This window comes from Streptomyces sp. Mut1, assembly GCF_030719295.1.
Classification (GTDB): Bacteria; Actinomycetota; Actinomycetes; order Streptomycetales; family Streptomycetaceae; genus Streptomyces; species Streptomyces castrisilvae.
In genome coordinates this window covers 4227501-4252990 of the sequence record NZ_CP120997.1, presented here as the reverse complement: position 1 = coordinate 4252990, position 25490 = coordinate 4227501, and the positions used below count along the sequence as shown (strand labels likewise).

The following is a 25490-nucleotide window of genomic DNA, read 5'->3' as shown; positions in this document are numbered from 1 at the left end:
TGACACATCGTCGCTGCTCAGGGGCTGGGCTTCACGGAGAGTTCCGGCCACCGGCCCGCGGCGGTCAGGCCGCGGGCTCCGTGCTCGGCAGGGCCGCGGCGCCGTCCTTGGTCACGCGGGTGGCGCCGAAGTAGTCGGGTGTGTCGATCTTGTCGAACCGGATGACCGCCCCAGTGTACGGAGCGTTGATCATGTATCCGCCCCCGACGTACAGGCCGACATGGTGAATGGCGCGCGAATTGGTCAGATCGTCGGAGAAGAACACGAGGTCGCCGGGGAGCAGTTCGTCACGGGCCGGGTGCGGCCCGGCGTTGTACTGGTCGTTCGCCACGCGGGGCAGCTCGATGTCCACGGTGCGGTACGCGGCCTGGGTCAGCCCGGAACAGTCGAACCGCCCGCCCTGCTCGGGCGTGCCGTTGCCGCCCCACAGGTACTTCGTGCCGAGCTTCTTCTGCGCGAAGTAGATGGCACCGGCCGCCTGCTGGGAGGGCTGGACGCGGCCGACGGGCTTGGCGAAGCTCTTCTCCAGGGAGCGGATGATCTTGACGTAGTTCCGCGTCTCGGAGATGTCCGGTACGCCGCCGGCCTTGATCACGCGGTAGGCGCCGGCGTTGTAGGCGGCGAGCATGTTGTCGGTGGCGTCGCCCGGGACCTTCTTCACGTACCCGGCGAGCTCGCAGTCGTAGGAGGCGGCGGAGGGGATGGCGTCGGCGGGATCCCACACGTCCCGGTCCCCGTCCCCGTCCCCGTCGATACCGTGCCCGGCCCAGGTCCCGGGGATGAACTGCGCGATGCCCTGCGCGGCGGCGGGACTCTCGGCGCGCGGATTCCAGCCGCTCTCCTGGTAGAGCTGGGCGGCGAGGAGGGCGGGGTTGATGGCCGGGCAGAGATCACCCCACTTCTGCACGAGCCCCTGATACTTGGCCGGCACGGCCCCCTTGGCCAGCGCAACGGCACCCCCGCCGCCACCCCCGAGACCGGCGGCGGCGGAGTAGGTACCGACGACGAGCAACGCCACGAAGCACATGGCGGCACCGACGCCGATCCCTGCCGCCAACCAGAATTTACGCACCCCTCAACCATCCCCCATCGGGGGCGGGTTCGCGGGCGTTTTCGACGGTGTGTACGAGTCACGGGGGCGCACGAACCGGCGTTCAGGAGGCGCCGGCGGACCAGAAGTCGGAGTGGATGTTGGGAGCAGGCACTGGCTCCCCCACGTGCTCCGCCCCGCCCGGGGGCGGGGCGGGCTTCGAGACCGAGGACCTTTCCACACAGGGCGTAGCCACCTCAAAGAAGGCCTGCCCTCGGCCCCCGATGAGCAGTCTCACCCGGAATCCATCCGGTGTCTCGAAGTAGGTCGCCGGGCTTCCCTCGCTGGCATTCACTCCGATCTGGCGATATCCAGCCTTTTGCCACTCGCGTTCAACTACACCTAGAAAACTACCTCTGCGCTTATCAGAGATCACAGTAATAACCGCCCTCCTACGCGAGACATCACAGCCTCCCTCCGTCGATTCACCATGCACCCACTCCACCGACGGCTTGATCCCGGAAAATGTTTCATCAAGGATCCCGTCCGCACGATCGGCAGCCTCTTGCATATTCACTCCGGTTCCCTCGCCCTCATTGACCGAACCTGCCACGCCACCCATCGAAGCACATCCCGAAATCAGCAGAGTGACGACAGCTACAGCAGTCAACTTAATCTTCACCTGGGCTGCCCTCTTTCGATGCCCCCCGACCTGTCGGCGACAATTCTCGCGATATTATCAGCGGACAATTGGTCCTTCGCCGGGTCAAAATAATTTGAGTGCGCCTCAGCGGGTCGGTGTCCTCGCTCCAACAGTCGAGGCCCATCGTCTACAGCAAAACGATTCGCACCGAAGTCCCGGTGCGCCGGGTCGGTTCCAAACCAGACGTCACTCTCCTCGGTTTGAGCATCTTGAGCCGCGTACCCCATCGAGCCACCTGCAATACCACCCACTGCACCGCCAATCACGGCCCCAACAGGCCCTCCAGTCATCCCCAGCGAAAACCCCATCGACGCACCGCCCACGATTCCCGTACCCAAGCCACTCGCTTCACGGCTGTTGGGCAACTTGGTCACGGGGTCATTCTCGGCAGCTCCCACAAAGACGTGATCCCTTCCAACCCCAAGCTCCTCTGCCGAGTGGGCACCCACCCCGGGGCTGCCCACCAGAACCACGTCATCAGCCCCTGGGATTCCGCCTCCCTGCTGAGCAGCGATCCCAACCGTCAACGAACCGTACGAATGACCGATCGCTGTTACATGCGGGTCGGCATTCTCATTCGTAGCAGAGATGCCGGCCATGAATTCGTTGTAGGCCGCAGCACCTTTCCTGGCACTCGACTCTCCCGCTACCTCCAAATCCCCCGCCAGGTCGTCAAGTGACGCTTGCGGCGCGTCGTAGCCGAGCCAAACAATTGAAGCGACAGTCGCATCGGGATTCATCTCTTTCGCACCGATAGCCGTATCCCTGGCCCGCTTGAGATCCCCCGTAGCAAACTCCTCATCCAACGCCGTATTCAACCCCGGCACATAAGCCGCAACATTCCGCGCCGTATCCGGGTTCCCGAACGACACGATCGCTCGCCCGTTCCCCTCATCGCCGATGCCGAGCAGGTACATCGGCGGCCGGCCGTCGCTCCTCAATTGGCGGTCGATCTCCCGCAGCCCCGCCAGCCGCACGTGTGACGTCTCGTCGTCCCGGCCCTCCAGCTTGCCGATCAGGAGTTGGAGGTTGTCGCGGTTCGCCGTGTCGCGGACGGTCGCCGGGATGCCGTCCAGGTTGCCGATCTGGTCCGGGTACACCGCGAGGTACTCCTCGCGTTGTTCGTCCGTCAGGTGGGCCCACCACTCGCCGCGGGCCGCGGGCGGCGCGTCGTGGGGGATGCGGGACTTCAGGTAGCCACGCGCCGCATCCCGTACCGCTGCCGCGTCGCCCGCCGCGTCGGTCCACGTACGGTCGGGGACCTTCAGGCCCTCCTCCGCCTTCAGGCGCCGCAGAACGCGGGTGAACCGCCAGTCGATCTCGGCGGCCGTGCGCACCGCCTTCGTCACCCGGTCCGCGATGTCCTGCGCCTTCGCGGCGTTCGGGTTCGGGGCGACCAGCCCCGACGGAGGGAGCAGGCCGGGCATGGTGTTCACCCGCGCCGTCCCGCCCGGCAACGGCTTGCCGTCGATCAGGCCCTCGCCCCCCTCCGGGTACGTCACCGAGCCGTCCGCGTGGACGGTGAACTTCAGTGACTCCGCGTCGTCCAGCGCGTTCCGCAGAACCTTCTGCTGGGCCCGCATCTCGTGCGCGAGGCTGTTCAGCGCGGTACGGACGAGGCCGCACTCCGTATAGACGTACTGCAGGTTCCGCCCCATCTGCCGCAGCCTGCTCACCGCCGCATCCGCCGCCGCGCCCTGCTGGGTCTCACGCAGGCCCGTCAGGAGCTGCTTCTCGATGCGGTCCCGCCCTGCGTCGGCGCGGTTGCTCGCCTTGCCCCAGCCGTCCGCCGCCTCCTCCAGCTCGGCGCACTTCAGGTCGCGCAACTGCGCCCACGTCAGCGTGGAGGACGGCACCGTCATCGCTCGACCCCGTGTGTCACCCGGGCCACGGGTGCGAAGGACGACCGCACGGACTCGTTCGTCTCGCCCTGCGCCCGCGCCACGGCCCGCAGGTTCCCCGCCAGTGCCCCGCACTCGTAGCGCGCGCACTCGATACGGCGTACCCAGGACTCCCGTACCGCTCCCAGCTCGGCCAGCGCGCTCAGGCCGACGGTGCCCGCGAGGACGCCCTCGTGCGCCGTCGCCAGTTCCGTACGCACCGGGCCGAGGTGCGCACCCATACCCTCCGCGCCCCCGGCGGCCCGCAGCCACGCCCCGTCGCTGTGGCGCAACCGGTCCCCAGCGGAGAATCCGCCACCGGCCCCGCCCCCGGCCCCGTCGGCAGCCCCGTCGCCGGCCGAATCGCTCAGCCTCAGCCGCGTACCGCGCACGCCGCTCACACCGCTCACCCCGTTCCTTGATCGTGGAGCGGCACTGTGCCAAAAGCGGCAACCGCGACACGCCGCACGCCAAGGCGCCGGGGAGCGGGCGTCACCCCGTTCCCCGGCGTTCCCAACGCCTCGCCCCCGCCCACGGATCACCCGAACGGTGGACCGGTGCCGGGATCGGCTAGACGGTCCTCGGATCGACCGTGGCCAGCCGGTGCAGCGCGGCCGCCGCGCGGTCCTCCGATGGGGTGCCGTCATCCGGCATGCGCCACAGGAACTGCCCGGGGGAGCCGTCCTCGGTGTCGTACATGAGGCTCAGCAGCGTCTCGTCGGGGTTCCGGAAGTCCGTACCGGACCAGCCGAAGCGCAGGCCCCAGCGGGTGAGGAGGTCCGGGCGGGCGCGCACCCCGGCGGCGATCAGCCGGGCCGCCCGGCGGGCCGGCCAGGCCCAGCCGGTGTCGCCCTCCGCCCGAGCGATCTCAGCGTCGTACGCAGCCGCATCGAACCGGAGTTCGGGCAGTTCTCGTACGACCGGCGGATCGAACGGCAGCCCCGGCGGGGGCGGGCACCGCCAGTCCGCCCAGACCACCTCGTCGCCGTCCCGCCGGATGGTGACGTACAGCGCACCGCAGCACCCCTCGGTGCAGTACGCCTCCGCGAGCCGCACCTCGCGGGGCTCGGCCCCGGCCCGCAGGAGGCCACGGTCCAGCAGGTCTTCCGGTGCGTCCGCGGGCCCCCGCCCGAAGAGCTCCGGCACCAGCGGGCGGCCGTCGACCAGGATGCGGACCTCGATCGTGCCCCGGTCGACGGGGTCGCGCTCGAACACCTCCACCCGCAACCGCTCGGTGGGGACGCGCGGGTCGCGCAACGCCTGCGCCCGCGCACGCCGTGCCCACCCGGCCCGCCACCGCACGCCCGGGTCTTCCGCGTCCCGGTCGTCCGGCACCGCCCGCCACTCGGGCCGGTTCAGAACGGCCGTCAGCCGCGCCAGCACCGCCTCCCGGCGACCGGGGCCCCAGCCATGCAGGGCCCCGGAGCCCGTACGGAGTTCCTGAACGGCCGAGAGCAGGAGGCCGTAGTGGTCGAGCGTGGGCGCGAGGAGACCGGCACCCCGCGCGAGCGCCTCGTACGCGGGCACGGCGTCCGGGTAGGAGACGATTTCCGCGACGTAGTCCCGCACGCTGGTCATGCGGAACAGCAAGCGTGCCGTCTGCGCGAGCAGCTCGGCGGCCTGCGGGTCGGAAGGAGTCCCACCTTCCGGTACGGCCCGCAGGCCGGGAGTACCACCCTCCGGCACGGCCCGCGGGCCCGAAGCCCCGCCCTCCGGCACGGCCCGCAGGGCAGGCGTCCCACGCTCCGGCACCACGGCCGACAGCAGCTCCGTCATACGGGCGGCCTCGGCCACCCTGCGCGCCACATCGGGCGACACATCCCCCGGCAGCGCGATCAGCCGGCTCCGAACGGCAGCCTCGTCATGGGCCGTCAGTGCCGTGATCAACGCGGCCAGTTCGGGCGACACCTCCTGGTTGCGGAGGGCGAGGAGAGCCGCGGCCGGTCTGTCGAGGACGTCGAGGGCGCGGATGACAGGGCGTACGAGGGCCCGGAGCAGGCTGAGCGTCTTGAGGCCCGGGGTGTCCCGGGGTTCACCGAGCCGGGCCAGCAGCGCGATTCCGACGCTGACGGTCAGACAACTGGCCCCCGTACGCACCAAGCACCGCGCAAGGGCGCGTGCCCGTGCCTCGTTCTCCAACGGCAGCACCTGTACGAACACGTGGACGTACCGGTGCCGGAGCGGCGGGTCCATGGCGTCCAGTCGCCGGCCGGCCTCCGCAGCGGCCTCGGCGGCGTCCGGAGCGATCAGCAGCGGGCCGAGCAGAAGGGTCAGTTCGTCCTTGGTCTCCGCCCAGCTCCTGCTCGCCCTGTCGCCCCTGCGGGGCCGGCGTTCGGGAGGGGACGCGTGCTCCCGCGACCACGGCCCCTCGGGCTCGGCGTGCTGGACGCGAAGCGCGCAGTCGTACAAGGACGAGGGCGAGGAGGAAGACGAAGACGAGTGCCTGGGAGTGAGCGCTCCGCGCTCTTCCGGGGCGCTCAACGGGCGGGGTGGTTCTCGATTCCATAAGTCATGGCCGGAGTGTGGCAGGGCCGCATCCCCGCGTGCCAGTGGTTTTCCCGTCCGGGCGCGGCCTCCTCGCCTTACCCCGCTCAGCGGGAAGAATGCGCCCCCATGAGTTCTTCATCCCCCGTCCCCAGCTTCTGGCACCGGCCCATGGTGGCCCGCCGCGCCGACGAACAGCACCGCGCCTCGACGATGCTGGAGCTGTTCTTCGACCTGTGCTTCGTCGCAGCCGTCGCCCAGGCCGCGTCCGCGTTCGAGCACGAACTCGCCGCGGGCCGCATCGGCCACGGTGTTCTCGGGTACGCGATGGTGTTCTTCGCGATCTGGTGGGCGTGGATGAACTTCACGTGGTTCGCCTCGGCGTACGACACCGACGACGTGCCGTACCGGCTGCTGACGCTCCTACAGATCACCGGTGCGCTCGTCCTCGCGGCGGGGGCAGCGGACGCGCTGGAGCACGAGGACTTCACTGTCATCACCTGGGGTTATGTGATCATGCGGCTCGCCATGGTCACACAGTGGCTGCGCGCCGCCCGCTCCGACCCGGGGAGGCGCCGTACCTGCCTGAACTACGCCGCCGGGATCTTCCTGGTGCAGATCGGCTGGGTCGTACGGCTGGCCCTGCCCGGGAGCCTCGGGCTCGTCACGTTCGCGGTCCTCGTGCTCGCCGAAATCGCCGTTCCCGCCCTGGCGGAACGCAAAACCACCACCACCTGGCATCCGCACCACATCGCCGAGCGGTACGGACTGTTCACGCTGATCGTGCTGGGCGAGTCGATCACGGCCGCCACCGGAGCCGTACGCACCGCCCTGGACACCCACGCGGAACTCGGTGACCTCGCCGCCCTGGTCGTGGGAGGCATCCTGACGGTGTTCGCCCTGTGGTGGCTCTACTTCGCGCAGAACGCCCCCCAGCTGCTCACGAGCCTGCGCACGGCGCTGCTGTGGGGCTACGGGCACTACTTCGTCTTCGCGTCGGCGGCCGCCGTCGGCGCAGGGCTCGCGCTCAACGTCGCCCATACCGCCGGGCACGGCCACATCTCCGACCGCACGGCGGCCGCGGCCTACACCGTCCCGGTCGCCGTGTTCCTCACCCTCGTCCGCCTCCTGCACCACCGCTCCGCGTCTCTCGGCCGGGCCGCGAACATCCTCCACCCGGCCGCGGTCCTCGCCGTCCTGGCAGCCACGTTCACCCCGTCACCGATCCTGACGACGGGCATCATCACCGCCCTCCTCATCGCCACCACCCTCCTCCTGACCGCCCGCGACGCCGCCGCACACGAGACCGGCTTGTCCGACGGCTCCGGCGAGCCCGCGAGCTGAACCGGGGGCGGTGACGCGGCTTCACGTACTCGTAGTGAGGGGGGCAGGGCGGGTACGCCGCAGCCCCGCACCACAAGGCCCCCATCCGTCAGCGCCTGCCGCGCGCCGCCTGGCCGGGCAGGACGATCCCCTGCGCGTGGGCGGTCTTCCCCGGCCGCAGGGTCCACGGCACCGGGGAGGTGTCCGTCAGCCAGCCCTCGGCGAGGAGGCTGCCGACCACGATGCCGCGCAGCGCCCGCGAGAGCTTCTTCCAGCCCAGGCCCTTGCAGAGCTGGCTGTACGAAGGGCCGTGGCCATGCTCCGTACGGAACGCCACGGTGAACAGGGCGGCCTCGCGCCCGCAGTCGGGGTGCGCGTCCCGCCAGGTGCCGTAGGCGTCGAGGACGGTACGGGGGGCGGGCACGGAGGAGGGCGCGGACAGGAACGCGTTTGCGACCCGGTCGAAGGGGAAGCGGCACAGCGCGCACTGCTCCACCGCCTCCACGTGCCGCAGCAACGCCGGGCTGGTCCCCGACTTCCACTCCGCCCAGCGCTCCGGAGTCGCCTCCTCCGGCTGGAGGGCCTCAGCCGCCTCCCGTGCCGCGCGCCGCTCCGCCTCCTTCTGTGCGAGAGCGGCCAGCTCCTCCGGCGTACGGAACCTGCCGGCGAGGTGTCCCACCACCTCGCCGAGCCGGTAGGTCTGCCCGGACACCTCGGCGAGGAACCCCTTCTCCAGGAGCGTGGGCACCGCCCCGTAACAGGCGACGGGCAGCTCGGCGGGCGCATGGCCGACCAGCTCGGAGGAGCAGTGGGCCGCCAGGAAAAGGGCGGCGAGCCGGACCGCCGACGAGCCCTTACGTACGGGCTTGGCCAGCCGCGTACGCATGGACCAGCCCGAGACCCGCGACCGCGCGTCCTTGCCGAGGGGCAGCACATGGCCGGGCCCTGGGGTCATGGCAGGGACGAGGATGCCGACCGGCTTGTCCGGCTCCCCGCCGATCAGCGGACCCGGCACCTCCCAGCCGGCGGCGATCAGGTCGGCCACGGCACCCTCGGGGTCGTCCAGGCGCAACGACCGCAGATCGGTCCCGGTCAGGTTGCCGGCCCCGGTACGCGCGGCCCGGATCGCCACGACGACGGCGAGGAGCTGGGCGTCGGCCGAGGTCAACGGCAGGGAGACCACATACGACAAGAGGGTGCGAGCGGCCTCGCCCTGGCTGTGCGTCAGCAGGAAGGGCAGCGGCGCGGGCGGAGCGGCGACGGCCTCGGCGGCGCCGGCGGGAACTGTGGAAACGGCAGGCTTGGGCACATCACATCTAACGGTGATCAGACCGCCGAAGTCACGCGTGACCTAGCCCACGTTCCAAGGGCGTGAGCGGGACGTCAGGGAGGCGTTAGCAGGACATGAGCGCGGGGCGGGAGGCTTCCTGTGTCAGACGGTCAGGAGGGGGAGCGGTTCGCCGCGAGTTCCGGGCCCGTCTGCAGCGAACCGACCACCGCACCGCCACAGACTTCGGGGAACCACATGCGCACGAACCGCAACCGCAAGCACACCGCCGCCCTCGGTGCCGCCCTCACCGCCGTGCTCGCTCTCGCCCTGACCGCGTGCGGCGGCGACGACGAGGGTACGAAGTCGGCCGGCCCGGCGGACACCTCCGCGTCGGCCGACGCCACCACGAACGCCGACAACGCCAAGGACAAGGGCGCCGCGAAGACCGACGGCGCGACAACGGCCGGCGGCTCCACGGACACGGCCGGCACCAACACCTCCAAGACCGGCGCCACGAAGTCCGGCGGCTCCACGGGCTCCGCCTCGGGCGGCGACACCAGCGACAGCTACGCCTTCAAGCACCCCTGCGAGAGCGGCGACCTGTCGGTGCGCGTGTACGCCCGTGAGGGTTCGTCCACCCAGCACGTCATCGAGGTCAACAATGTCGGCGCGAACTCCTGCGGCCTGAGCTACTTCCCGCGCGTCAGCCTCGGCGCCGCGAACGCCTCGGACCACAGCGGCGACATCAGGCCGCTGGTCCCGGGCGGCCTGGGCGGGGCCCCGGCGTACCCGGTCAAGCCGAAGACCGCCGCGATCGCGGTGATCGACCTGAATCCGAGCGGCAGCGCCAACGCCCTGACCTGGATCAACGAGCTGAACGTCCTGGCCGACGGCGACCACATGCCCAACGCCGACCAGCTCAACTTCGCGCTCGGCCCGAACGTCAAGGTGCACGACCCGAAGCTCGGCCTGTACGAGAGCTCGATCGCGGACGCGGTGAGCTCCATGAAGCAGGCGAACACCAAGTCCTGAACCGCCACCGGGCCACGACGGAGCCCTCGGACGGACCATCACAGTCCGCCCGGGGGCTCCGCCTTCGTAGGTACGCTCCGAACGCCGGGGCGCGCGTACCGCTGTACCGCTCGGCGTCGATTCCGTGGACGTTGCCGCAGACGCCGCCTCAGACGTGTCCGGAGACCGACCGGCGGGCATGATCAATTGCATGAAAAAGGACAAGAGGGGCAGCGTAAACGGCAGTCAGGGCCAGATCCTGCACTGGAACTTCTTCATAGGCGGCCACCTGAGCGCCTCCGTTCCCGTACGTCTCGTCGAACGCACGGACGCCGGCCAGCTGGTGTGGATGGAGTCGGGCACCCCGATGTGGCACGCCGCTCTTCCACGGGGCGTCACCCACTTGCGGGACATCGATCCGCACGAGCGCCCAGCCGGAGGCTTCCCCGTCGTCGCGGGCCGCTGGCCGATGGGCGACGCCCTCTTCTACCAGCCGACGGGGGCCGCGCACTCGGTGCTGTGGCTCTTCGGCCGCAGACACACGTTCCGCGGCTGGTACGTGAACCTCGAACGCCGGGTGCACCACGGCGACGACATCGACATCACGGACCACGAACTGGACATCAATGTGGCGCCGGACCGGTCCTGGAGATGGAAGGACGAGCAGTCCTTCGCGGAGAAGACCGGCCACCCCGCGTACTGGACCGCCGAGGAAGCCGTCGCAATCCGGTCCGAAGGGGCGACGGTCGCACAGCTCGCCGAGGCCGGAACCTTTCCCTTCGACGGCTCCTGGTGCGACTTCCAGCCACCTTCGTGGTGGAAAACCCCGTCCCGCCCGCCGCGCCCCCGCCACCCGCTCCTGCGCCCGCTGGACGAGCCGACCTCGCACCCGGCGCCCTGAGCCCGGAACAGCACGGCCCGGCCCCCACGAACCATCCCGGCCAGGATGGCGTGATGACGATCATTGCTCGACGTCACTCTCCGTGATACACAGAGTAACCATACGTATTTCGCCCACACACCGATTCGATCCGCAGGTCAGGGCGGCCAGACCGGTCAAATGTGCGAGATCCGGGTAAAGAGAGCCGTCAAGCCGTCGTGCGAAAGCAGTTTCATCAGCGAAGATAGAGAGTGACCCGTGCCATGCGGTCCGGGCGCCGAACTACCCAACAGGGGCGGTGACTTACATGATCCTGGCAGCTGAAAAGGGCGACATCACCACCATCATCGGCGGAATCGCCCCAAACTGGGGCCCGTTCGGGACCCTGGGCAACGAGGCCCGCGTAATGATCGAGGTGGTGATGGCGATCGCCATCCTGCTGTGTCTCGGCATCGCGGTCTGGGGAGCGGCCAAGCAGCGGATCGGCGCGACGGCTCTGCGCGACACGTTCAGCGCGGAACAGGGCAAGGGGCTGATCGTGGCGGGCCTGACCGGTGTGTTCATCATCGGATCACTGGGGACCCTGTTCACCATTGTCTACGGGATGGCCGTCTGACCGGCTGTCATCCCCCGCCCCGGGGCCGTCCGGCCCCACCCCTCCCATCCGTCCGTCGTGCCCAACGGCAGAGGTTGCGTCTCCCTGATGTCGAGTCACCACACCGCGTCCGCGCGGAGAGCAGCACGGCTACCGTCGTACTACGACGCGGTTCGAGCAACGGTTGAGGGGGCGTACCCGGCATGAGTCCCGGCGACGAGGACGGCTACGGCAACGACGCGGGACGCGGCGACGCCTACAGCACCATCGGCGGCACGCGCCAGACCCGCACCCGCCTCCCCGACGGCCCGGCCGGCGACGCCTACGGCCCCCGCCGCCCACCCCGCAGCTCCCGCTCCCTCATCACGGTCATCGGCGTCGTGGTCCTGCTGCTGGGCGCCATCGCCTTCGCCAACATGGGCGGAGGCGACAGCGGGAACGGCGGCACGTCCAAGAACAACGGCAACAACAAGACCGGCGCCGCCCCGACCGCGGCCACGGGAACGAAGCCGGTAACGGGAAAGAACGGCACCATCCCTTCGGGCTTCGCCCATGACGAACAGGGGGCGGAGAGCGCGGCATCCAACTTCGCCGTGGCGCTGGGGTCCGTTGGCATGTTCAAGAGGGCCGATCGGCACGCGATCGTGGACAGCGTCTATACATCTGATGCGGGGCGAAAGCTCAAAGGCCCACAGGACGCCGCGTACTCTGCCGACTTCCTCGACAGGCTCGGGCTCGACGCCGACGGGAATGCTCCACAAGGCAGCATTTTCGTCTCCCGAACGGTTCCTGTCGGCACCAAGGTGGAGTCTTTCGGCGGCGACACCGCCAAGGTCTCGGTCTGGTACATGGGTCTCATCGGCATGTCCGGCCCAGGGTCTACCGACCCGGTCCGCACTTCGTGGAAGACCTGGACCGTGGAGCTCACCTGGGCAGACAACGACTGGAAGGCCGTCAGTGATTCGCAGAAGGATGGGCCAGCCCCTGTCCCTGGGGACGTAGCAGCCTCCAGCTCAGACGAAATCAGTAAGGCCGTCGAGGAGTACGGGGGCTTCACTTATGCGCGGTAGCCTTCGGCGCCAGGCCTCCACTGTCGTCGCCACACTGGCCGCGTTTCAAGCGGCAATTGTCCTCCTCTCTGCGAGGGCCATCGCGGCACCTGATCCCTCTCCTTCTCCCTCAACAAGCCCGGCCAACAAGGCTTGCGACCTCCTCATTGGGCCTGCCAAGCAGTACTGCGAGGATGGCGACGCTTCCCCCAAGTCCACCCCGCCCGCCAGCACCGACCCCGCTCTCGATCCGCTCACCTCGCTCGGCCGGGGCTGCGCCGATGCCGCGGCCTGGATCGTGGGCAAGCTCAGCGACGCAGTCAAAAGCACCGCCAACGTCGACTTCACGAACACCCGCTTCCTCCAGCAGTACGCCATCGTCTTCGCCGCCTCCACCGTCCTGACGCTCGTCCTGTGGCTCCTCGCCGTCGCCAAGCGCGCGATCCGCGGCGTACCGCTCACCACCGCGATCTCCGAGGCCATCGGCTTCCTCTGGCTCACCGTCCTCGCCTCCGCGTTCACCCCGCTGATCCTCTACACGATCGTCTCCGCGACGGACGGCGTCACCGACGTCATCGCCTCGTCGTCCGGCGGGCAGACCGACGTCTTCTTCGGCTCCTTCGCCGAGGCACTCAAGAAGGACGCCGACATCGGCGGCGGCCCGATCATGCTGATCGTCGTCTCGCTCGTGTCGATCCTCGCCGCCGGCATCCTCTGGCTGGAGCTCGTCATCCGCGCCGCCCTCCTCTACGTCGGCGCCCTCCTGGGAACCGCCGTGTACGCCGGGCTCGTCGACAAGAACATGTGGGGCCACGTACGCCGCTGGGCGGGCATCATGGTCGCGGTGATCATGGTCAAGCCCGTCATCGTCGTCGTCCTCGGCCTGGCCGGCGCGCTGTCCTCCGACGACGGCCCCGACGCGTTCTCCGCCGTCGTGTCCGGCCTCGCCATCATCCTCCTGGCCATCTTCGCCTCCGGAATGATCTACCGCTTCGTCCCCGGCTTCGGCGACGAGATCCAGGGCGCCCGTACCAACCGCAAGCAGGCCACCGACGGCTCCCAGGCCGCCGCGATGATCAGCTCCCCCGCCGCCCTCGTCTCCCAGGGCATCAAGACCCACAGCAGCCGCGGCGGCCAGAACGGCGGCGACACCAGCAGCGGCGGCGGCCGGCCCGCCAACCCGGTCAGCGGCGGAGTCGCCGCCCACAGCTCCCGCAACTCCGGGAGCGGAGTCGGCGGCGGATCTGTCCCCTCCGCCGCACCTCCGCCCCGCAGCGGTTCGGGCCCCACCTCCGGCACCCCGCACAGCAGCCGCGGCTCACGCGGCGGACCGGGCAGTTCAGGCAGCACAGGTAACAACCGCACAGGAGGTGGCGGGCGTTGAGCACTCAGTCCCATCCGATCACGCCCCGCCGTACGTATCTCATCGGCCGCGCCAGGCCGAACGCGATCGTCGGCAAGAACCGCGAGACGGGCGAGATCGCCCTGATCATCGCCGGCGCGTTCCTCGGCATGATGAGCGGCCTGCTCGTCCCGGTCCTCTCCCTGCGCATCGTGCTGCTCACCGGCTTCCCCCTCCTCGCCCTGGCCATGGTCTACGTCCCGTACAAGCACCGGACGTTCTACAAGTGGTTCGAGATCAACCGCAGCTACAAGCGCTCCCTGCGCCGCGGCACCACCTACCGCTCCGTCGCCATGGAGGCGGGCACCAGCGCCGACGGGCTGGAGGTCGAGATCGGGCCTCCCCCGGCATCGGCCGGATCAACTGGATGGCCGCCCCCTTCGGCCCGGACGAGATCGCGGTCCTGCTGCACGCCGACCGGCGCACCGTCACCGCGGCCATCGAGATCGAGGGCCCCGGCGTCGGCCTGCGCGACAGCGAGGACCAGGAAGCGCTCGTCGACCGGTTCGGCACCCTGCTCAAGCACGTCGCCAACGGGGACGGCTTCGTCACACGCCTCCAGATGCTGGCCCGTACGCTCCCCGCCGACCCCGACGCCCACGCCAAGGACGTCGCCCAGCGCGGCGACCACGCCTCACCCCGCTGGCTCCAGGACTCCTACGACCAGCTCCAGTCCATGGTCTCCACCTCCAGCGAGCAGCACCGCGCGTACCTCGTCGCCTGCATGCACTTCAACCGCGAGCTCGCCGCCGAGGCCAACGCCATGGCCCGCGCCGCCCGCCCGCACGGAGGCCGCAAGCTCGACCGGGACGCCGGCCTCGCCGTCGTCATGGCACGCGAGCTCACCGACATCTGCGCCCGCCTCGCCGAGGCCGACATCCGGGTCCGCCAGCCCCTCGGCCAGAGCCGGCTGGCCTCCCTCGTGCACTCCATGTACGACCCCGACCACCCCATCGACCACATCCAGGCCATGACCAAGCGCAACGCCTGGCCGGCCGAGCTGGACGCGGTCGAGCCGACGTTCCTCCAGGCCAAGACCCGCGAGTCGTCCACCCGTGCCCCCTGGTGCCACTCCACGGCCTGGGTGAAGGAGTGGCCGATGACGCCCGTCGGCGTCAACTTCCTCGCCCCGCTCCTCGTCCACACCCCCGACGTCATCCGTACGGTCGCCGTCTGCATGGACCTCGAACCCACCGAGATCGCCATCGAGCGAATGCTCACGGAGAAGACCAACGACGACGCCGAGGCCAGCCGCCAGGCCAAGATGAACCGGACCGTCGACCCGCGCGACATCGCGGCCCACGGCCGGCTCGACCAGCGGGGTGAAGATCTCGCCAGCGGCGCCGCCGGGATCAACCTGGTGGGGTACATCACCGTGTCGTCGCGTTCCCCCGAAGCCCTCGCCCGCGACAAGCGGACGATCCGCGCCTCCGCCGGAAAGTCGTATCTGAAGCTGGAGTGGTGCGACCGCGAGCACCACCGCGCCTTCGTGAACACCCTGCCGTTCGCCACCGGCATCCGCCACTAGCCCCACAGCCCCCGCAAACCCCACGAGCCCGCAACCCCGCAACCCCGCAACAGCACACCGCGCACCACGCACCACGCACCACGCACCGAGCACCGAGCACCGAGAGACGAAAGGGAGGTCGGTCACGCCATGCGAGATCCGCTGTCCGCGTTGTCGGACGCCTTTACCGCCTTCCTCTTCGGGAAGGTGGAGACGACCCGGCTGCCCGTACGCACCTCGACCGGGCAGGCCCAGGCCGTCTACCTGCCCACCGCCGCTCCCGGCCTCGGCGACTCCGGCGTGATCATCGGCCGCGAGGTGTACTCCGGCAAGGGCTACATCTACGACCCCTTCCAGCTCTACGGCCAGCAGCTCCCCGCCCCGCACTGGCTGGTCCTCGGCGAGTCCGGGAACGGCAAGTCCGCGCTGGAGAAGACATACGTGCTGCGCCAGCTCCGCTTCCGCGACCGCCAGGTCGTCGTCCTGGACGCCCAGGGCGAGGACGGCGTCGGTGAGTGGAACCTCATCGCGCAGGAGCTGGGCCTCACCCCCATCCGCCTCGACCCCACCTCCGCCCTCAACGGCGGCATCCGGCTCAACCCGCTCGACCCGGCGATCACCACGACCGGCCAGCTCGCCCTGCTGCGCACCATCATCGAAGTCGCCATGGGCCACGGCCTCGACGAGCGCTCCGGCTTCGCGCTCAAGGTCGCACACGCCTATGTGAACGAGACGACGACCGACCGCCAGCCCGTGCTGATGGACATCGTCGATCAGCTCCGCCACCCCGAACCGGAATCCGCCCGAGCGATGAACGTCGACATAGACGACGTACGCGCCTGGGGCCTGGACGTCGCACTCGTCCTGGACCGGCTCGTCGACGGCGACCTGCGCGGCATGTTCGACGGCCCGACGTCCTTCGGTATCGACCTGGACGCCCCGCTGATCGTCTTCGACCTCTCGCACATCGACCGCAACTCGATCGCCATGCCGATCCTGATGGCGATCGTCGGCGTCTGGCTGGAACACACCTGGATCAGGCCCGACCGCAAGAAGCGCATCTTCCTGGTCGAAGAGGCCTGGCACATCATCAACTCGCCCTTCGTCGCCCAGCTCTTCCAGCGCCTGCTGAAGTTCGGCCGACGGCTCGGCCTCTCGTTCGTCGCCGTCGTCCACCACCTCAGCGACGTGGTCGACGGCGCCGCGGCGCGAGAAGCGGCGGCCATCCTGAAGATGGCGTCGACGCGCACGATCTACGCCCAGAAGGCCGACGAGGCGAGAGCCACCGGCCGGGTACTCGGGCTGCCCCGATGGGCGGTCGAGATCATCCCCACCCTCACCCCCGGCATCGCGGTCTGGGACGTCAACGGCAACGTACAGGTCGTCAAACACCTGATCACCGAGGCCGAACGCCCGCTCGTCTTCACCGACCGCGCCATGACCGAGTCGTCCGCGGTCGACCTACTCCCGGACGACGTACGGGCCGCCGACCTCGAAGCGGAACAGCGCGCGGCCAGAATCGAGAACCAGCAACGGCTGAACGAGTCGTCCGAGTCAACGGTGGCATGACATGGCGGGGAGCAACGGCGGGGCACGGTCCGGTGGCGGCCGAGGGGGCGGCATCCCCGACGGCCTGCTCCTCGGGCTGCTGGCCTTCCTCCTCGGCTTCACCCTGCTGGTCTGGGCGGCCACCGGACTCGCCGGACTCCTCGCACACGGGGCATGGCCCGACGGCGTCACGCTGACCGAGACCCCGCTGGCGCTGCGCCGGCTCATGGCCGCCCCGCACGATCTGCCCGCCGCCTGGCCGAACACACCACCGGGCGAGCTCTCCGGGTACGGGCTGTTCTGGGGTCTGCTCATCGGCGAACTGATGGTGCTGGTGGTCCTGGTGGTGTTCGTGCTGGGCGTCGTCACCCGCTGGCGCGCCGTACGCGCCCGCCAGCGGGACGAACGGCTGGAGCAGCAGGAGCAGCTGCGCCGGGCAGAGCGGTCCCAGCGCCGGGAGCGGCAGCCGAAGGGGACGGCGCGCGTCCGGCGGGGCCGGCGGGAGGAGTACGCGCACGAGGCGGCGCTCCCCGAGCCCGGACCGGCCCAGGCGCCCGCGCCCGCCACCTCCCGGAAGCCCGCGCCCACAGTCCCCGGCCCCACCGTGCCCCCCTCCCCGACGGAGTACGCCCCCGCAGCGGAGACAGAGACGGAGGCGGACACGGAGACGGACAGAAAGTCGGACAGGAAGTCGGACAGAGAGACGGAATCAGTCACTCCACATCCGCTCCCCGACAGCCTCGCCGCCCTCGTCCCGACCGCCGCCCCCACGCCGGTCGCCGTCCCCTCCCCGCGCACCCCGCTCGTCGTCTACGGCCCCGCCGCCACCCGCCGGTCGGCCGCCGTCCAGGCCATCCGCGAAGCCGACGGACCCGTGCTCGTCGTGACCTCCGACCCCAGCGTCTGGGCCGAGACGAAGGACGCCCGCGCCAAACTGGGCCCGGTCCTCGTCTACGACCCCGGCCACTTCTGCGACACCCCCGCCCGGCTGCACTGGGCGCCCACCGCCGGATGCGAGCAGCCCGACCGGGCAGCCGCCCGCGCCACCGCGCTGCTCGCCCCCGTGCGGCCGCAGGCCCGTATCGACGCGGCGACGGCCGACACCGCAGAGACCCTGCTGCGCTGCTGGCTGCATGCCGCCGCCATCGACGGCCGCCCCTTCCGCCAGGTCCACCGCTGGGCCCTCGGCGGCAGCGCCCACGAGCCGGTCCGCCTGCTCCGCACCCACCCCAAGGCGGCGCCCGGACTCGCCGGACTGCTGGAGTCCGCGCTCACCGGCCACCCCGAACGCCGCGAGATGGCACAGGAACTGAACGTACGGGCCTTCGGCGCCCTCTCCTCCGTCCACGTCCGGGACGCCTGCACACCAAATCGAGCAGATGCGCTCGCACTGGATTCCTTTGCGAACGAAGGGGGCAGCCTCTATGTGGTGGGCGAACCCATCGAGACCCCGCGCTCCGGCCCGGGGGCCATGCCCCTGCTCACCGCGCTCGCCTCAGACGTGGTCGAGCACGGCCGTCGCATGGCCGCACGGTCATCCGACGGCCGGCTCGACCCACCAATGACGCTCGTCCTCGATGACGTCGCGGCCGTCGCGCCCCTGCCCCGGCTGCCGGAGCTGCTGGCGACCGGCCAGGCCCAGGGCCTGTCGACCATCGCGCTGCTCCGCTCCCCCGAACAGGCCCGCTCCCAGTGGCCGCAGCAGCTCACGACACCCACGCCCCTCTGAAGGACAGGTCCTCGAAGGGCAGGCCCTCCGACGGGCCGTACACCCCTACGACCGCGCCACCGCGTACTCCAGCTCACGGGCCGTCGGGTCGCCCGGCATGGGCACCGTCTCCCCGGTCGGCGCGAAGCCGATCCGGCGGTAGAAGGCCGCGGCCCGCGGATTGTCCTCGTGGACGTACAGCCGTACGCGCTCCAGGCGCGGCTCGTCCAGCGACCACGACCACTCCAGAGCGGCCCGGAACAGCTCTTCGGCCACACCCGTGCCCCGCGCCTCGGGCCGTACGAACACACCGACCGCGTGGCCCTGGTCGACCGGGGCCGCGTCACCGAACCGCGCCTCGTCGTCGGGCCGTTCGACGAGAACGCTCACCGTGCCCGCCCAGCGGCCGTCCGGGCCCTCGGCGATGAACTGCCGCACCGCACCCGCACCGTCCTCGGACGCGGCGACCGTCCGCTCCCGCCAGGCGTCGTCGGACCGCTTCAAGCCCTGCTCGTACGTCTCCAGGAACGCCACCGGGGCGACCGGGTCCTGCAAGGCGGCCAGCCGGAGTTCCCTCACCGACTGCCACTCGTCGGCGCGCACCGGCCGTATCACGTAGTCCATGCAGTGATCCTGACCCGCGCTCCGGTGACCGCGCAAACGCATTCGCCCCCGGCGGCCGCGTCGTACCCCGGTACTACGCCGGGCCCGCACATCCCGTCCCCGGTCCGACGCCCAACGCCCTGCCGCTCCGTAGCGTCACCCGCATGATCAGGGCCTACGCACTCACCAAACGCTACGGGGACGCCACCGTCGTCCAGGACCTCGACTTCACCGTCCGACCCGGCACGGTCACCGGCTTACTCGGGCCGAACGGCGCCGGAAAGTCCACGACCATGCGCATGCTGCTCGGTCTGGACACCCCCACCCGGGGCCGCTCCACGATCGGCGGCCGCGCCTACGCCACCCACAGCGCGCCCCTCACCGAGGTCGGAGCCCTCCTGGAGGCCCGGTCCATCCACCCGGGCCGCACCGCCTTCCACCACCTGATGGCGCTCGCGCACACCCACGGCATCCCGCGCAGCCGCGTCGAGCACGTCCTGGGCCTCGCCGGGCTGAACTCCGTCGCCGGGAAACGGGTCAAGGGGTTCTCGCTCGGCATGGGCCAGCGCCTCGGCATCGCCGCCGCCCTCCTCGGCGACCCGGCGGCCCTGATCCTGGACGAACCGGTCAACGGCCTCGACCCGGAGGGCGTCCTCTGGATCCGCAACCTCCTCAGGTCCCTCGCCGCCGAGGGCCGCACGGTGCTGGTCTCGTCGCACCTGATGAGCGAGATGGCCCTCACCGCCGACCATCTGGTCGTCATCGGACGCGGCTGTCTGCTCGCCGACACCACGGTCAGCGCGTTCACGACCGCGGCCGGCGGCGGATCGGTCACCGTCCTCACCCCGCGGACCACAGCCCTCCGCGACCTCCTGCGCGGCCCCGACATCGAGATCACCGCCACGCCCGGCTCGGACCGGCTGGAGGTCCGCGGCACGGACGCCGAACACATCGGCCGCACCGCCGCCGCCCACGCCATCCCCCTGTACGAACTCACCCCGCACACCGCGTCCCTGGAACAGGCCTTCATGGACCTCACCCAGGAATCCGTCGACTACCGGATCAACGCGCCCGAACCGACCGGAGCCCCCGCATGACCACCACCACGGCCCTTCCCCGCCCCTACCGCATTACTCCCGCCCGGGTACTGCGCTCCGAGTGGCACAAGCTGCGGTCACTGCGCTCCAGCTGGATCACCCTGGGCACGGCCGCCGCACTGGTCCTCGGCGTCGGCATCGTCATGGGTACGACGTACACGTCCGACGGCGGAGACTCGGACGTCGATACCGTCGTCCTCGTCCTCTACGGCTCCGTCCTGGGCACGCTCTGCACGGTCGTCCTGGGCATCCTCGTCACCGCGGGCGAGTACTCCTCGGGAATGATCCGCGCCTCCCTGACCGCCGTCCCGCGCCGGCTCCCGGTCCTGTGGGCAAAGGCCGCCGTCTTCACCGCCACCGTCTTCACCGCCATGCTCGCCACCACACTCATCACGTTCCTCGTCGCCCAGATCTTCCTCGGCGACACGGATCAGGCCGCGTCCCTCAACGACCCCGGTGTACTGCGCGCCGTGGCGGGGAACGCCGCCGGAACCACCCTCCTCAGCCTCATCGCCCTGGGCCTCGGCGCACTCCTGCGCTCGGTCCCGGGAGCGATCGGCGCGTTCATCGGAGGCGTGATGATCCTCCCCGAGGTGCTCACCATGCTCCCGTACGACGCGGTGGAGACGGCAGTCCGCTACTTCCCCACCCAGGCCTCGGGCGTCCTGGGCTCCGCGACCCCGCTCCCCGACGCCGCGTCCCCGGGGACCGCCCTGCTCGCCCTCACCTTGTGGGCCTCGGCCACACTGGTCGCGGCAGCGGTGCTCCTGCGCCGTCGCGACGCATGAGCCGGACGGCGCCGGACGCGAGGATGTACGGGTGACGCACGAGGACACCGACCGGGCCCCGGCACCGCCCCGATCACCGGGGCCCGCGGCGGACCCCAATCCGCTCACCGGGCACATACAGCGCGCCCTTCAGCACGTCCGCGCGTTCGACCGCCGCCGTCCGGCCGTCTGGGACGGCGTCCTCGCCACATTCTGGGTTCTGTTCGCCGCGCTCGACATCTCCTCCGGCGGCTGGCGCACGGTCGCCGTCGACCCGCACGTGCCTGCGCCGCTGGTGCTCGCGATGAGCGTGGCGTTCTCCGCCCCACTGCTGTGGCGCCGGGCCCGCCCGCAGGCGGTACTGGCGTTCATGGCCCCGTTCTCGCTGGTCGACGTCTGGACGGGGGCGATGATCCAGGCCTCGTTCCTTCAGGAGATCGTGGTCTTCAACATCGCGGTACGCCTGCCGATGCGCGCCCTGGCCCGGTCGGGCGCGCTGGTGGCCGGCCCGCTGGTGTTCGCCTCCTTCCGCTTCCCGGACGGCTGGGACCGGCTGTTCCTCCCGCACGTGTGGGCCTTCGCGTTCGCGGCCCTCGCCGGCATCGTGGTGCGTACGCGCAAGGAGTACACGGAGGCCCTCGTCGACCGGGCCGACCGGCTGGAGCGCGAGCGCGACCAGCAGGCCCGCCTCGCGGCCGCCGCCGAACGGGCCCGGATCGCCAGGGAGATGCACGACATCATCGGTCACAACCTCTCCGTCATCACGGGCCTGGCGGACGGCGGCTCGTACGCGGCGGCCAGGAACCCGGAACTCGCGGCCCATGCCCTGGACGCCATCGGCACCACCAGCCGCCAGGCCCTCGCGGAACTCCGCCGCCTGCTCGGTGTGTTGCGCGACCGGCCGGAGGACGCCGAGCGCACCCCGCAGCCCACACTGGACGACATGGACGCGCTGCTGGAGGGCGTACGCCGGGCCGGTCTCGCTGTACGTCTACGGATGGCCGGTACGCCACCGCCGGTTCCGCCCACCGCGGGACGCCAGCTGACGGTCTACCGGGTGGTGCAGGAGTCCCTGACCAACACCCTGAAGCACACCGGCCGTTCCTCCGCGCTCACGGCTGACGTCTCACTGACCTACCACCCGCGTGAGCTGGAGGCCGTGATCACGGACAATGGCTCCCCGCGCCCCTCCGACCGGGCCGCCGCCGGCACCGGTCAGGGCATCACCGGGATGCGCGCCCGCGCCTCCCTCTACGACGGCACGCTCGAAGCCGGCCCGACCGCCACGACCGGTTGGCGGGTACGGCTCCGACTCCCCCTGGAGGACTCCCCCTCGTGACGACCGTGCTCATCGCGGACGACCAGCCGATGCAGCGCTTCGGCTTCCGCATGCTGCTGGAGAGCCAGGACGACATGACGGTCGTCGGCGAGGCCGGCAACGGCCACGAAGCGCTCCAGCTCGTCGCCCGGCACCAGCCGGACGTAGCCCTGATGGACATCCGCATGCCGCTCCTGGACGGCATCGAGGCAACCCGCCGCGTCATCAGGGCCGGCTCACGCACACGCGTCCTGATCGTCACAACGTTCGACCTCGACCGGTACGCGTACGACGGGCTGCGCGCGGGCGCCAGTGGTTTCCTGATCAAGGACGCGCTCCCCGAGGAGCTGCTCTCCGGCATCCGCGCCGTGGCCGCCGGCGACGCGGTGGTCGCCCCGAGCCTGACCCGCCGTCTCCTGGACGCGTACGTAGAGCACTTGCCGCTCGCCCCCGGTGAACCGGCTCCCCACGATCCGCGTATCGCCGGCCTCACCGGACGCGAGCGGGAGATCCTTACGGTCATCGGCCAGGGGTGGACGAATGCGGAGATCTCCGAGCGCCTCCATCTCGCCGAGTCGACGGTGAAGACACATGTCTCCCGCATTCTTGCGAAGACGGGCGCCAGGGATCGCGTCCAGGCGGTGATCCTGGCGTACGACACACGCCTGGTCACCCCGGGGTGAGTCCCCTCCCCCGTTCCCCCCGTAAACGCAGAAAAGCCCCGTGCCAGAGGCACGGGGCTTTCCCACAATAATTGTTCGGCGGCGTCCTACTCTCCCACAGGGTCCCCCCTGCAGTACCATCGGCGCTGAAAGGCTTAGCTTCCGGGTTCGGAATGTAACCGGGCGTTTCCCTAACGCAATGACCACCGAAACACTATGAAATAAACAACACCGGACGCTGTGTTTAATTAAACACAGTCACGGCAGTTCGTTATTTCAGAACCAACACAGTGGACGCGAGCAACTGAGGACAAGCCCTCGGCCTATTAGTACCAGTCAGCTCCACCCGTTACCGGGCTTCCACATCTGGCCTATCAACCCAGTCGTCTACTGGGAGCCTTAACCAATCAAGTTGGTGGGAATACTCATCTCGAAGCAGGCTTCCCGCTTAGATGCTTTCAGCGGTTATCCTTTCCGAACGTAGCCAACCAGCCATGCCCTTGGCAGGACAACTGGCACACCAGAGGTTCGTCCGTCCCGGTCCTCTCGTACTAGGGACAGCCCTTCTCAATATTCCTACGCGCACAGCGGATAGGGACCGAACTGTCTCACGACGTTCTAAACCCAGCTCGCGTACCGCTTTAATGGGCGAACAGCCCAACCCTTGGGACCGACTCCAGCCCCAGGATGCGACGAGCCGACATCGAGGTGCCAAACCATCCCGTCGATATGGACTCTTGGGGAAGATCAGCCTGTTATCCCCGGGGTACCTTTTATCCGTTGAGCGACAGCGCTTCCACAAGCCACTGCCGGATCACTAGTCCCGACTTTCGTCCCTGCTCGACCCGTCGGTCTCACAGTCAAGCTCCCTTGTGCACTTACACTCAACACCTGATTGCCAACCAGGCTGAGGGAACCTTTGGGCGCCTCCGTTACTCTTTAGGAGGCAACCGCCCCAGTTAAACTACCCATCAGACACTGTCCCTGATCCGGATCACGGACCCAGGTTAGACATCCAGCACGACCAGAGTGGTATTTCAACGGCGACTCCACAACCACTGGCGTGGCCGCTTCAAAGTCTCCCACCTATCCTACACAAGCCGAACCGAACACCAATATCAAACTATAGTAAAGGTCCCGGGGTCTTTCCGTCCTGCTGCGCGAAACGAGCATCTTTACTCGTAGTGCAATTTCACCGGGCCTATGGTTGAGACAGTCGAGAAGTCGTTACGCCATTCGTGCAGGTCGGAACTTACCCGACAAGGAATTTCGCTACCTTAGGATGGTTATAGTTACCACCGCCGTTTACTGGCGCTTAAGTTCTCAGCTTCGCCACCCCGAAAGGCAGCTAACCGGTCCCCTTAACGTTCCAGCACCGGGCAGGCGTCAGTCCGTATACATCGCCTTACGGCTTCGCACGGACCTGTGTTTTTAGTAAACAGTCGCTTCTCGCTGGTCTCTGCGGCCACCCCCAGCTCAGGAAGCAAGTTCCCTCACCAGTGATGGCCCCCCTTCTCCCGAAGTTACGGGGGCATTTTGCCGAGTTCCTTAACCATAGTTCACCCGAACGCCTCGGTATTCTCTACCTGACCACCTGAGTCGGTTTAGGGTACGGGCCGCCATGAAACTCGCTAGAGGCTTTTCTCGACAGCATAGGATCATCCACTTCACCACAATCGGCTCGGCATCAGGTCTCAGCCTCAATGTGTGACGGATTTACCTACCACACGGCCTACACCCTTACCCCGGGACAACCACCGCCCGGGCTGGACTACCTTCCTGCGTCACCCCATCGCTTACCTACTACAAGTCTGGTTCATCGGCTCCACCACTACCCTCAACTCCGAAGAGATCGGGCCGGCTTCACGGACTTAGCATCGCCTGATTCAGTACTGGGCGTTTCAAAGCGGGTACCGGAATATCAACCGGTTGTCCATCGACTACGCCTGTCGGCCTCGCCTTAGGTCCCGACTTACCCTGGGCAGATCAGCTTGACCCAGGAACCCTTAGTCAATCGGCGCACACGTTTCTCACGTGTGTATCGCTACTCATGCCTGCATTCTCACTCGTGAACCGTCCACAACTCGCTTCCGCGGCTGCTTCACCCGGCACACGACGCTCCCCTACCCATCCCAGCGGGCGTTGGCCCTCATGCTGGAATGACACGACTTCGGCGGTACGCTTGAGCCCCGCTACATTGTCGGCGCGGAATCACTTGACCAGTGAGCTATTACGCACTCTTTCAAGGGTGGCTGCTTCTAAGCCAACCTCCTGGTTGTCTCTGCGACTCCACATCCTTTCCCACTTAGCGTACGCTTAGGGGCCTTAGTCGATGCTCTGGGCTGTTTCCCTCTCGACCATGGAGCTTATCCCCCACAGTCTCACTGCCGCGCTCTCACTTACCGGCATTCGGAGTTTGGCTAAGGTCAGTAACCCGGTAGGGCCCATCGCCTATCCAGTGCTCTACCTCCGGCAAGAAACACACGACGCTGCACCTAAATGCATTTCGGGGAGAACCAGCTATCACGGAGTTTGATTGGCCTTTCACCCCTAACCACAGGTCATCCCCCAGGTTTTCAACCCTGGTGGGTTCGGTCCTCCACGAAGTCTTACCTCCGCTTCAACCTGCCCATGGCTAGATCACTCCGCTTCG

General features: G+C 69.1%; 19 protein-coding genes, 2 rRNA genes and 1 pseudogene (1 of these 22 only partly in view). 13 read left to right on the top strand and 9 right to left on the bottom strand.

Annotated features, from left to right (window positions below; all coding sequences use genetic code 11):
- Nucleotides 1–64: 64 nt before the first annotated feature.
- The 5 genes from P8A18_RS18225 to P8A18_RS18205 all read right to left on the bottom strand — a co-directional run bounded on the left by P8A18_RS18225 (nucleotide 65) and on the right by P8A18_RS18205 (nucleotide 6022).
- A complete protein-coding gene (locus P8A18_RS18225) occupies nucleotides 65–1072 on the bottom strand; it encodes a C40 family peptidase (protein ID WP_026250156.1) in 1008 nt (335 codons plus the stop codon).
- A gap of 82 nt (nucleotides 1073–1154) precedes the next feature.
- A complete protein-coding gene (locus tag P8A18_RS18220) occupies nucleotides 1155–1712 on the bottom strand; it encodes a hypothetical protein (RefSeq protein WP_306055895.1) in 558 nt (185 codons plus the stop codon).
- Complete coding sequence (locus P8A18_RS18215; RefSeq protein WP_306055894.1) at nucleotides 1709–3595, bottom strand: alpha/beta hydrolase; 1887 nt, start codon at nucleotides 3593–3595, stop codon at nucleotides 1709–1711. Before P8A18_RS18215 ends, P8A18_RS18220 begins: the two co-directional genes overlap by 4 nt.
- Entirely contained in the window at nucleotides 3592–4023 is a 432-nt protein-coding gene (locus P8A18_RS18210; RefSeq protein ID WP_371933688.1) for a hypothetical protein, read from the bottom strand. The genes P8A18_RS18215 and P8A18_RS18210 overlap by 4 nt, the downstream gene beginning before the upstream one ends.
- A 160-nt stretch (nucleotides 4024–4183) precedes the next feature.
- Complete coding sequence (locus tag P8A18_RS18205; RefSeq protein WP_306055892.1) at nucleotides 4184–6022, bottom strand: hypothetical protein; 1839 nt, start codon at nucleotides 6020–6022, stop codon at nucleotides 4184–4186.
- A gap of 204 nt (nucleotides 6023–6226) precedes the next feature.
- Between P8A18_RS18205 and P8A18_RS18200 the strand changes: the two genes are divergently transcribed.
- Entirely contained in the window at nucleotides 6227–7441 is a 1215-nt protein-coding gene (locus tag P8A18_RS18200) for a low temperature requirement protein A (RefSeq protein ID WP_306055890.1), read from the top strand.
- Between the two features lie 88 nt (nucleotides 7442–7529).
- Here the strand turns inward: P8A18_RS18200 and P8A18_RS18195 are convergent, their stop codons facing one another.
- Nucleotides 7530–8729 carry a hypothetical protein gene (locus P8A18_RS18195; RefSeq protein ID WP_306055889.1) on the bottom strand — a complete coding sequence of 400 codons (1200 nt, stop codon included), beginning with the start codon at nucleotides 8727–8729 and terminating at the stop codon, nucleotides 7530–7532.
- A gap of 216 nt (nucleotides 8730–8945) precedes the next feature.
- Here P8A18_RS18195 and P8A18_RS18190 point away from each other — a divergent pair, with 216 nt between their 5' ends.
- The 8 genes and pseudogenes from P8A18_RS18190 (at nucleotide 8946) to P8A18_RS18155 (ending at nucleotide 18411) form a co-directional block, all read left to right on the top strand.
- On the top strand, nucleotides 8946–9722 hold the full coding sequence (locus tag P8A18_RS18190) for a DUF4232 domain-containing protein (RefSeq protein ID WP_306055888.1): 777 nt from the start codon (nucleotides 8946–8948) through the stop codon (nucleotides 9720–9722).
- Between the two features lie 190 nt (nucleotides 9723–9912).
- Nucleotides 9913–10602 carry a ribonuclease FAU-1 family protein gene (locus tag P8A18_RS18185; protein WP_306055886.1) on the top strand — a complete coding sequence of 230 codons (690 nt, stop codon included), beginning with the start codon at nucleotides 9913–9915 and terminating at the stop codon, nucleotides 10600–10602.
- Between the two features lie 286 nt (nucleotides 10603–10888).
- Entirely contained in the window at nucleotides 10889–11197 is a 309-nt protein-coding gene (locus P8A18_RS18180; RefSeq protein WP_018101695.1) for a DUF8827 family protein, read from the top strand.
- 182 nt (nucleotides 11198–11379) lie between these two features.
- Nucleotides 11380–12246: a DUF8175 domain-containg protein gene (locus tag P8A18_RS18175; RefSeq protein ID WP_306055885.1), complete on the top strand. Its 867-nt coding sequence runs from the start codon at nucleotides 11380–11382 to the stop codon at nucleotides 12244–12246.
- Nucleotides 12236–13609, top strand: a complete 1374-nt coding sequence (locus P8A18_RS18170) for a hypothetical protein (protein WP_306055884.1) — start codon at nucleotides 12236–12238, stop codon at nucleotides 13607–13609. The genes P8A18_RS18175 and P8A18_RS18170 overlap by 11 nt, the downstream gene beginning before the upstream one ends.
- Nucleotides 13606–15155, top strand: a pseudogene (locus P8A18_RS18165) (SCO6880 family protein). The gene P8A18_RS18170 and the pseudogene P8A18_RS18165 overlap by 4 nt, the downstream one beginning before the upstream one ends.
- A 129-nt stretch (nucleotides 15156–15284) precedes the next feature.
- The gene (locus P8A18_RS18160) at nucleotides 15285–16703 is read left to right on the top strand and encodes an ATP-binding protein (RefSeq protein WP_026250152.1); all 1419 of its coding nucleotides are present in this window, start codon (nucleotides 15285–15287) and stop codon (nucleotides 16701–16703) included.
- A gap of 1 nt (nucleotide 16704) precedes the next feature.
- The gene (locus tag P8A18_RS18155) at nucleotides 16705–18411 is read left to right on the top strand and encodes a type IV secretory system conjugative DNA transfer family protein (protein WP_306055882.1); all 1707 of its coding nucleotides are present in this window, start codon (nucleotides 16705–16707) and stop codon (nucleotides 18409–18411) included.
- 45 nt (nucleotides 18412–18456) lie between these two features.
- On the opposite strand, the gene P8A18_RS18150 is transcribed toward P8A18_RS18155, so the two are convergent.
- The gene (locus tag P8A18_RS18150) at nucleotides 18457–19014 is read right to left on the bottom strand and encodes a GNAT family N-acetyltransferase (RefSeq protein WP_306055881.1); all 558 of its coding nucleotides are present in this window, start codon (nucleotides 19012–19014) and stop codon (nucleotides 18457–18459) included.
- A gap of 143 nt (nucleotides 19015–19157) precedes the next feature.
- Between P8A18_RS18150 and P8A18_RS18145 the strand changes: the two genes are divergently transcribed.
- Genes P8A18_RS18145 through P8A18_RS18130 form a run of 4 tightly spaced genes read left to right on the top strand, consistent with a single transcriptional unit; the run spans nucleotide 19158 to nucleotide 22858 of the window.
- The gene (locus P8A18_RS18145) at nucleotides 19158–20090 is read left to right on the top strand and encodes an ATP-binding cassette domain-containing protein (protein ID WP_306055880.1); all 933 of its coding nucleotides are present in this window, start codon (nucleotides 19158–19160) and stop codon (nucleotides 20088–20090) included.
- On the top strand, nucleotides 20087–20878 hold the full coding sequence (locus P8A18_RS18140) for an ABC transporter permease (protein WP_306055879.1): 792 nt from the start codon (nucleotides 20087–20089) through the stop codon (nucleotides 20876–20878). The genes P8A18_RS18145 and P8A18_RS18140 overlap by 4 nt, the downstream gene beginning before the upstream one ends.
- A 31-nt stretch (nucleotides 20879–20909) precedes the next feature.
- Nucleotides 20910–22196: a sensor histidine kinase gene (locus P8A18_RS18135; RefSeq protein ID WP_371933687.1), complete on the top strand. Its 1287-nt coding sequence runs from the start codon at nucleotides 20910–20912 to the stop codon at nucleotides 22194–22196.
- Nucleotides 22193–22858 carry a response regulator gene (locus P8A18_RS18130; RefSeq protein WP_306055878.1) on the top strand — a complete coding sequence of 222 codons (666 nt, stop codon included), beginning with the start codon at nucleotides 22193–22195 and terminating at the stop codon, nucleotides 22856–22858. Before P8A18_RS18135 ends, P8A18_RS18130 begins: the two co-directional genes overlap by 4 nt.
- Nucleotides 22859–22931: 73 nt before the next feature.
- Here the strand turns inward: P8A18_RS18130 and rrf are convergent.
- Together rrf and P8A18_RS18120 are read right to left on the bottom strand one after the other, a co-directional pair.
- Nucleotides 22932–23048, bottom strand: a 5S ribosomal RNA gene (gene rrf / locus P8A18_RS18125).
- Between the two features lie 95 nt (nucleotides 23049–23143).
- A 23S ribosomal RNA gene (locus tag P8A18_RS18120) occupies nucleotides 23144–25490 on the bottom strand (it continues 777 nt past the right edge of the window).